Source organism: Bacillus sp. AY18-3, from assembly GCF_008042305.1.
Classification (GTDB): Bacteria; Bacillota; Bacilli; order Bacillales; family Bacillaceae_G; genus Bacillus_A; species Bacillus_A wiedmannii.
Genome location: NZ_QKQR01000046.1, coordinates 19,881 through 28,605 on the forward strand (window position 1 = coordinate 19,881; position 8,725 = coordinate 28,605).

An 8,725-nucleotide genomic window follows, 5' to 3' on the forward strand; every position below is an offset into this window, starting at 1 on the left:
AGATTGAATAATTTATTCAATTAAACGTCTATTTTCAAATACAGTCATTTGTCCAACAGATTGAAAACCAGCCTTTTTATAAATATTAATCCCATCAGGTGAAGCTTGTAATACGCATTGAGAAACGTTTAATTCCTTTGCTTCTTGTAGCAAGTAATTAAACATAGTAGAGCCAAATCCTTGCCCTCTCATTTCTTCTTTCGTTGCTATATCATAAATACCAATACTATCTTTTGTACATACTAATGAACCAACAGATACGACTTCATTTTTAAAAATCCCTAAATATAGTTTCATATTCTCACTATTCCATAAATCGAAAGAAGCAGTTTCATTGTAGAATGCTTGTACATGTGTACCTTCCTCTGAAGTACCAAATAGATTAGCTAACGTTTCCCCAAAATTTTTAATTTGTCCTGACGAAGATGCTTTTTGTATCGTAAAACCTTCTGGCATGTTTATTGTTGGATGAATTGTTTTTAAGTCTGCTATCATCGCGATATTTTGTTCTGCTTCTTTTAAGCCAAGTTTTATTAATTCGCTTTCTATAGTCTGCTCATGCCTATCATCCCAAAACCAAACACTCATTGGAAATTTCTTTTGATTATAGTTGTTTACCACTTTATATAGTTTATCAATACCTTCCGTTAAATTATTGTTTAGTATAGTAATGATATTAAATGTATCTGCCGGTAAACCACAGTCGACAGCAATGTAATCCTTCGTTTCTTTTACATTCATTCCATGTATCTGCCGCGCAATATATGAGGTTTTATATGTGAAGTTATCTATTAGTAACTGTTTATAATTCATTCATTTTGCTCCTTTCATAAAAATTCGTTTTCGAATTCTTCAGTATTAAATATAACACATAAGAAATGTATCTATTTCTATAAAAATATCTCTATACATTACTCTTTTTGCCCTAAAAGAATTAAAAATGATATAACGTTGTCGGAATGAAAAAAGTGGTATATAATAAATAGTAACATTACTAGTAATTATTTTAGGTATTCCTAGAATAAAGGAGCGATACATATGAAAATTACTATTTATTTCGGAAGTCATGAAGATCAAGATGTTCGTACTATGGACTGTCATTTAGATGTAGAAGATGCAGAAGAGATCGTTTCTGTATCATAATATAAATAGTTGGGATGAACCCTCTTCCCTACAGCGTTTAAGGCACCTTTTACAGGTGTCTTTTTTGTTGTTTTTTTCGTCAAAAACCCTTTACTTTAGAGCGTTTTAATAGTAAAATATAAATATACGAACAAACGTTCTTTTTATTTTACTTGTACATGAAGGGATGATTTTTACAATGGCTCAAGCAAAGCGCAGAGGAAGAAAAAAGCAAACACCTATCATTTCAAATACAGGCTTTATCGGCTCTGTCTTTATTGATACATTGGAGTTACAAAAGAAATCCTATTATTTCGCTCGTAAAAAACTTCAAATTGTTCATCACGTACTTGATGGCCTCTCTGGGGCAACAAGTTCTCTATTTAAAGAACATAACATTTCAGCATACATGTCATGTGTGTATTTACATAAACAAAAGAAAATCGGCTTTGTTCTTTCAACGAAACCATTTGAACAAAGTGACGGTGTTGCTTACTTTATAAATTATTTAATTGAAAAGAATTTTTACGGTAATGACGAAGATGTAGAATATCAAGAAGTATTTAATACAGGTTTTATCGGTGTAGTATTCGCTGATTTATGTAGCATAGATCGCTTTAATTTCGAGTTTGAAATGGGTATGTTAACGAAATTAATGAAAGATATGATTATTCCGGTTAAAGAACTCTTTTTACGCCACAATGTACCGGCCTACATCTCCACTTCTCATTTAGAGGAACAAAACAAATTAGGTTTCGTTCTATCTGTAAAACCATATGATGAACGTGCAGAAGCAGATTTATATTTTGAGGCGTATTTAAAAGAACGCGGGTTATTTAATGGTGATGAAGAAGATGATATTGATAAGATTGTTATTAGAAAAACAGCTGAATTACGATAGAAAAGCGCAGGATGATGATCCTGCGCTTTTTATAATTTATGAAACTGATTTACCAAATAAACGGTATTAGTTTTTTTGTTTTCTGTTTATACACTGTAAATTGTTCACCGTACTTATTCTGTAAGTAATCATCAGATTGCGGAATATAGTCAAAAACAAATACAAAGAATAGGCCTATAGGAATTAACAAACTATAAATTTCGTTTTATAGTATTTGCTTTTCTTAGCTTGAAAGAGGTAGCAGTATCCATTCTATACATAATCTAAGAATCTACTAAGCACTATAATCTTTCGAATGAACCTCTAATATGAAACGATTTGATGAAACTTTAATTACTATTAAATATAAGAATCCCCCTACAATTGGAATGGTGTACGCTGGGATATAATTTAATAATAGACCGGATAGTGCCATTGCTATAGGGAGCATCATTTTACCTATACTTAATCCAATGCTGAGAACCCTTCCCCTGTATTCATCAGGAATCTCATTTTGCATGAAATAAATTAAAGGAATATCAATTAGCGCTATAATAAACCCTAAAAAGATCATAACAACACAATAAGTAATAACGAATACTAAATCATTCACTTCAAAACTTTTGAATAAAACTGGAATTCCTAAAATAATCATAAAAACTGACAACATAGAACTTAGTTTTTTCAAAAGATAAGAGTAAGAAAAACGATCAGTTATCTTTTTTACTACAATTGCACCAATTATCATCCCTACTGGAAAAGTCCCTTGAATGATACCAAATTGCTTAGAACCAAGATTGAGTACTGTGTTAATAATGTATGGCAATGGAACAGTTACAGCAAAGCCTAAGAAGAAATTAAACGAAATTAAAATATGAAACGTATTCTTTAAGCTTTCCTTTTTAAGTAAGTAAGAAAACCCCTCTTTTATATCTTTAATAAAATTAACTCCTCTTTTTGAATTTCCCTCATTTATATTGTACTCGAACAGTCTAAAATGAATAAATAGTAATGCTATCCCTGAAAGAATAAAAGAAATACCGTTTATAATTATAAAAGTCTTAATATTAAATACTGAAAAAACGATGCCACCTAACATAGGGCCGAGAATTAAAGATACAGAATCGATAATTTTACTTATAGAATTAATACTCATAAGCCTCTCTTTAGAGACGATATTTGGTTTTGCAGCCTCTAATCCTATTCCAAAAAAGGTTGTAAACACTGTCATAAGAAAGGTTGTAGTATAAATGATGAATAAGTTCAATCCATAATAGCTGCTTAATATATAAACAGCTATTAATAAGCATCCACTTAGTAAATCCATACAAATAACTAGTTTCTTTTTATCAACCTTATCAGCAATTACACCAGCAAAGGGATTCAAAACAATTATTGGAATCGTTCCTAATATGAGCGTAATCGCGAAATTTAACGCAGATCCAGTTATTTGTAAAACATATAATCCTAGCGCGAAACTATACATAGAGCTACCGAATATTGATACTGTTTTTGCAATTGAATATAAACAAATATTTCTTAGTTCTTGGTTTCTTTTTTTATTTTCTATATGTAATCGTAAACTTCCCATCACTTTTCCCCCTGCCTAATTTTTTGTTACGTACATTGTAAGTTCTTGGGTCAACCCAATAGCAATATGTACTATTTGAAAAGTTTTCAGGGAAAATAAATAAAAGATGGGGTTAACCCCATCTTTTTCCGAAAAATGAATATGTATAAATTTCTTCTCCTTGAACAAAGAAATCCTCGTACTTTCCTCCTCGTTTCAAATAATTTGAAGTACTTTCATCGATGGATTGAAAGTGTAGATTTTGGATTTCTTTCGTTACTTTTGAAAGTGTAAAATTTTCTCGAAAGTTATTTGTAATTTGGCTATTTGAGCTGAAATTTTTAAATAAAATAAATAAACTTACTAAATAACAATCCGTTTTAAAAAGTGGATTTAATTCGCGAAGTAAAAAATCCTCATGCTCAAAACTATAATTGCTCGTACCAGAATGATCAATTACAATATCAACTGACTGATTCTGAATAGGGATATTCAAAAAATCAGCACAGATAAAGAGAATGTTTCTTTTCGGATTTCTTCTCGCTAATACATCTTTTAAAAATAAAAGTTTATTTAAATCTCGATCCACTGCAATGTATAGGCAATCTTCGGGAAGTTCTTCATAAATGTTTCTCAAAAAGAATCCAAGTCCCGATCCTAAATCCAGTATTAATTTGTTATTTAAATTTAAATGTATTAGTTTCTTTTTCGCCCATTCCCCTTCCCTATGCATATTTTCCAAATACGCATTATCAGTTTCATGAATATAATCCGAAATAGTATCTTCAAGTGACGTTTGCTCATTTAATTTAAATGATTTACCAGCAGTTATAATTCCTGAAGTAATAATGTATTCTTCACCACAATTACAAAGTAACCTCCCCTCAGTAATTTGATTGTTATTAATAATTCCATCTTGAAGAATTAGTTTTTTACTACACTTAGAACATGTAAGCAAATGAAGTACGCTTAAATCTATCCCTATAATTGAATTCGAAGTTTCATTTGTTAATAATAAATCATGTAACACTTCCTTTAATTTATCCCGTCTCTTCTCCAAAAGTTCTATTTCCTGTTCCATCTGGTCATATTTCAATTTAAATAAAGATTGGTAAAAAGTATCTTTTTTGTAATTCATAGATTTCGCTAAATTTTTATAAAAAAATAGTTCTTTAATTTCATTCAAGCTAAAACCTAGCTCTTTGTAATGTAATATAAGCTCTAAATCTGTTTGACAATACTCGTCAAAAAAATTGTGACCGCCCTTTTTTTCAGGAATAATGAGGCCAAGATCCATATAATGTCTAATTGTATCAATACTTATGTTATTTACTTCTCCAAACTTACCAATTTTCATAACATCCCTACCATTTGTATATATTTTTATATAGATTTCTATTTTTACCTTTAAAAATCCTTTTATCTCTCTATACAACAAAATTTAAGGTATGTATAGGATATTTCAATGCCACATATTTTGTAAGTATATAATTTTTTATTTAATAAAATATACATGTAAACGGATATCATCACTTCTCCTTTATTTAACCAGTGGAGCAGGACTACTATTCTGATGACACTATTATTTCTATTTCTGTATGTGATGAATTACACCAACTTGCTCGAGAAAGTTAAAGATTCTCATTTCCAAATACCTTACGAAGTTATTGCTAAAAATGTTGGTTTTGTAGAACGAATCGGTAGAAACTAAGCAGAATATTTAATTGATTTATATGTTTGGGTGAGTTAAAAAATTGCTAACACCTTTTTCAAATGCATGGAATATATAGGGATTTATAACTTAATATAGAACATAAACCGGAGAAGTTCATCTTGTAAATAAGGGGACATACTTATGGAATTAGAATCAAATATTAAAGGAATTGTTTTATTAGAAAAGTTAATTGGCACTGGTAACAACAGTAAGGGGTGGATTAGAAAATGAAAATTGCAATAGTCTGTTTTGATAACTTTACTGATATAGATGTTTTTCTACCATGGGATTTATTAAATCGTGTACGTTTAGTTGGCGGTATTTCTGATTGGGACGTTCAACTATTAGGAACGGGAAAAACTCATATATCCATGTCTGGCTTACGCATTCCCATGACAGGAAGCATATCTGATATTCCGTCTGCTGACGCTGTAATATTTGCAAGTGGTAAGGGTGTACAAAATTTATATACAAATCAAGAGTATCTTAATAGCATTCATGTAGATCCTCAAAGACAATTAATAGGATCTATGTGTTCTGGTTCATTACTACTAGGAGCTAAAAAATTACTAACAGGTAAGAAAGCCACTACATATCCGTCCGTAGTAGAACAGCTTAAAGAATTTGATGTAGACGTTATTGAACAAAGTTTCGTAAACGAAGGAAATATCTCGACTGCTGCAGGCTGTTTTGCTGCTCAAGATCTCTCAGCCTGGATTATAAGAACCCTAATCAATGAAGAAATGGTCGATACTGTTCTAGAAACTGTTCAGCCCGTAGGCAAAGGTTTATATTTTTAATTTCAAATCAAGTTGAGGGATTGATTGCTCCTCAAAACGATAAAATGAGCCTTTTTGCTTGATGGCGACGTGATATGCCTCCAATTTCAATTTAATTAAATAAAAAACCCGTGAATCATTCACGGGTTTTCCTCTTAATAACTAATTGCTATTGTACCTTCACCTGCATGAACCGCAAATGAAATTGGTAATGGATATAGTTTAAAGTCCATTTCAGGGAATGCTTTTCTAATATCTGAAATCCATTCCTCAGCTCCATCTTTATCGTTAGCATGGAACATATGAAGTACTTTTGGTAATTCTTTTTCGAGTTCATTTTTAATGTATTCTCGACATTTTTGGATTTTGCGAACTTTCTTTTCAAGTAAAAGCTCTCCACCTTTTACTTCTAATATTAAGTTGACACTTAATAAACTTCCAAGTAAAAATTGAACTCCCTTTACACGTCCACTTGCGTAAAGGCCTTTTAAACTTTTCGGGAATACGTGGAAAGGTCTTCTTTTTTCATCTACTAATGTTTTGTGTATATCTTGTAACGTCATACCATCATTGTATAACGATTTCGCTTTTCTAATTAGTTCATCCATTGGATAACTTGTTGTTTCACTATCCAATACCGTTAATGGGAAACCTGCCATGTCTGCAGCTAACTTCATGTTTTGATAAGTTCCACTTACTTTTCCGCTAATAGCAACTGCAAATCCCTCTTCATATTCTTCTTTGCATTTCGAAAATAACTCTACCATTTCCCCTATGTTAGGTTGTGATGTAGTGACAGTTTTACCTTCGTTTAACGCATTATAGACGCGCTCACGCACACCTTCTTCACAATCTTTGTACGACACACCATCAATAATAACTTCAATTGGGATAACAAAGTTATCTCCTTCTGTTGTAAAACTCGCAGTTGTACTATCAGTAATCCAAGCAACACGCTTCATGTTGTTCCTCCCTTAATTCAATTCCTCTTTTCTGACTTTTCTATATATTTATGTTACGAAAAGAGAATATCCCTGTAATAGTAACAGGACTTTATTGTTTTGGCTATAGTAGATGGATATTAAATGTGAATATTTTTTGTCATTTTCACGAAAAAAAGAAGAAAACCGAAGTATTTGCCCGATTTTCTTCTTTTTATACATTATTTAAAGGTTTCATTATCTAAAATTACAACATAATCATTTGTCAATCGACCAGCTTCTTTCGTATAACTAACAAGTCTTTGTACGTTATCACAGCAAAGTTTCGCTCCCCATACGAGTAACGGTACGCCGATGAAGTCGATGTGAAATCTTCTAGAAAACAGACCACCGAAAGTCATTGGTAAAGGCACTGTTGGTGATGTATTAGAAAAAATAATCTTTTCATGACTTTGATAATGTTTTTGCAAAATCTCTCCTAAATGTTTCATCGCAGGTACAACGACTTTTGATGCACCACATCCAATTGTATAAACCGGATTACCATTTTCGTCTATTCCATGAAAAATGATTTTGCCCATATCCTCTGTTTTCAATTTATTAAAGTAATCTACATTCAAAATTTCTTCTTTCGTTAACTTACGATCCGTTGGTAATTTATTTAAATGATAAGCTGCAGCAAGTGAAGTTGAATGTGTTCCGCCAAAATCTGTATAAATGAATATCATATTATCATCCCTTGTTGTAAAAGTTCAATGTTATTTAGTATTACCGTTCACAGCATTGATAAACAAAGGATGAATGTATTTACAATTTTTTTGTTAATTCATTATATATTTTTGGGTTATACTATCGTCTATTTATTACGGTACATAATGTAATAATCGTAAGCATTATTAATAAAAATAAACAGACGTACTTTTGACTCGTACATCTGTTAGCATTTTTATTCAAAACAAACATATCTATTAACCCGTATGAACTGTTAGTTATCAATAGATTCTACACTTTTAGAATTAGTCTTATTTAATACTTGAATATTAAATTTACTAGCTAGTATTAAAGTGATTTTATAAATAAAATATCCTACAATAGAACCTATAACGTTAAAAACCACATCATCAATATCAGTAATACGTCCCCATCCACTAAATAAAGACTCTGTTAGTTGTAATAATTCAATACTAATTGATATAGCTAAACCTAATAAAATAGTGTTTTTAATTTTTTTGAATTTATCCCATATAATTGGTGCTAAAAATCCTAAAGGCATTAATAATAAAATATTTCCACCTACATTTCTTGCGATGAGACCAATCATAAATAGAACATCAACATCATAAGCAATTCCTATTTTACCAATATCTTTAATAATTGAAGCAAAGGGGATAATATTGATTGAAAGTCTTATATTCTCGATGCCCGTTGGAAAACCGATTGGTATAGGAAATAAAGTTATTGCAACAACCATACCAATATATATTACGAATAGAAAACTAATTAGTTCTTTCCACCAATTCACACCTTTTTTACTTTTCATTCCAATAAAAATACTTCGTACAATCAAATAACAGATAACTCCTACTATGATAAACACACTACCATTGATCATATACAAACTGTTAACACGCTTTCTAGTTAAAATACTTTTCAAAACAAAAACAATCGTGAACTCGTTTAAATTGTTTTCTTATCTCTTCTTTATTTTCACCTGTAAAA

The 8,725-nt window shown here is 30.8% G+C and carries 8 protein-coding genes and 2 pseudogenes; 2 read left to right on the forward strand and 8 right to left on the reverse strand.

Annotation, left to right across the window (positions count from 1 at the left end):
• Positions 1–12: 12 nt before the first annotated feature.
• On the reverse strand, positions 13–813 hold the full coding sequence (locus DM800_RS27985; RefSeq protein ID WP_147788102.1) for a GNAT family N-acetyltransferase: 801 nt from the start codon (positions 811–813) through the stop codon (positions 13–15).
• Positions 814–1,309: 496 nt separating this feature from the next.
• On the opposite strand from DM800_RS27985, the gene DM800_RS27990 reads away from it, so the two are divergent.
• Positions 1,310–2,023, forward strand: coding sequence for a hypothetical protein (locus DM800_RS27990; protein ID WP_095205749.1), 714 nt, complete (start codon positions 1,310–1,312; stop codon positions 2,021–2,023).
• A gap of 49 nt (positions 2,024–2,072) precedes the next feature.
• Here the strand turns inward: DM800_RS27990 and DM800_RS30090 are convergent.
• From DM800_RS30090 to DM800_RS28000, 3 genes and pseudogenes are all read right to left on the reverse strand, one after another.
• A pseudogene (locus tag DM800_RS30090) lies at positions 2,073–2,228 on the reverse strand (methyltransferase family protein); the annotation flags it as partial.
• A gap of 69 nt (positions 2,229–2,297) precedes the next feature.
• The gene (locus DM800_RS27995) at positions 2,298–3,593 is read right to left on the reverse strand and encodes an MFS transporter (RefSeq protein WP_147788103.1); all 1,296 of its coding nucleotides are present in this window, start codon (positions 3,591–3,593) and stop codon (positions 2,298–2,300) included.
• Between the two features lie 112 nt (positions 3,594–3,705).
• The gene (locus DM800_RS28000) at positions 3,706–4,929 is read right to left on the reverse strand and encodes a methyltransferase domain-containing protein (protein WP_147788104.1); all 1,224 of its coding nucleotides are present in this window, start codon (positions 4,927–4,929) and stop codon (positions 3,706–3,708) included.
• Positions 4,930–5,513: 584 nt separating this feature from the next.
• Here DM800_RS28000 and DM800_RS28005 point away from each other — a divergent pair.
• Positions 5,514–6,086 carry a DJ-1/PfpI family protein gene (locus DM800_RS28005; protein WP_088063608.1) on the forward strand — a complete coding sequence of 191 codons (573 nt, stop codon included), beginning with the start codon at positions 5,514–5,516 and terminating at the stop codon, positions 6,084–6,086.
• Between the two features lie 134 nt (positions 6,087–6,220).
• Here the strand turns inward: DM800_RS28005 and DM800_RS28010 are convergent, their stop codons facing one another.
• The 4 genes and pseudogenes from DM800_RS28010 to DM800_RS28025 all read right to left on the reverse strand — a co-directional run.
• Complete coding sequence (locus tag DM800_RS28010) at positions 6,221–7,027, reverse strand: DegV family protein (protein ID WP_000831941.1); 807 nt, start codon at positions 7,025–7,027, stop codon at positions 6,221–6,223.
• Positions 7,028–7,227: 200 nt separating this feature from the next.
• Positions 7,228–7,734, reverse strand: coding sequence for a DUF3189 family protein (locus tag DM800_RS28015; RefSeq protein ID WP_000576339.1), 507 nt, complete (start codon positions 7,732–7,734; stop codon positions 7,228–7,230).
• 257 nt (positions 7,735–7,991) lie between these two features.
• Positions 7,992–8,624 (reverse strand): VanZ family protein, encoded by a 633-nt coding sequence (locus DM800_RS28020; RefSeq protein ID WP_147788105.1) that lies wholly within the window; start codon positions 8,622–8,624, stop codon positions 7,992–7,994.
• Between the two features lie 16 nt (positions 8,625–8,640).
• Positions 8,641–8,725: pseudogene (locus tag DM800_RS28025) on the reverse strand (GNAT family N-acetyltransferase); the annotation flags it as partial.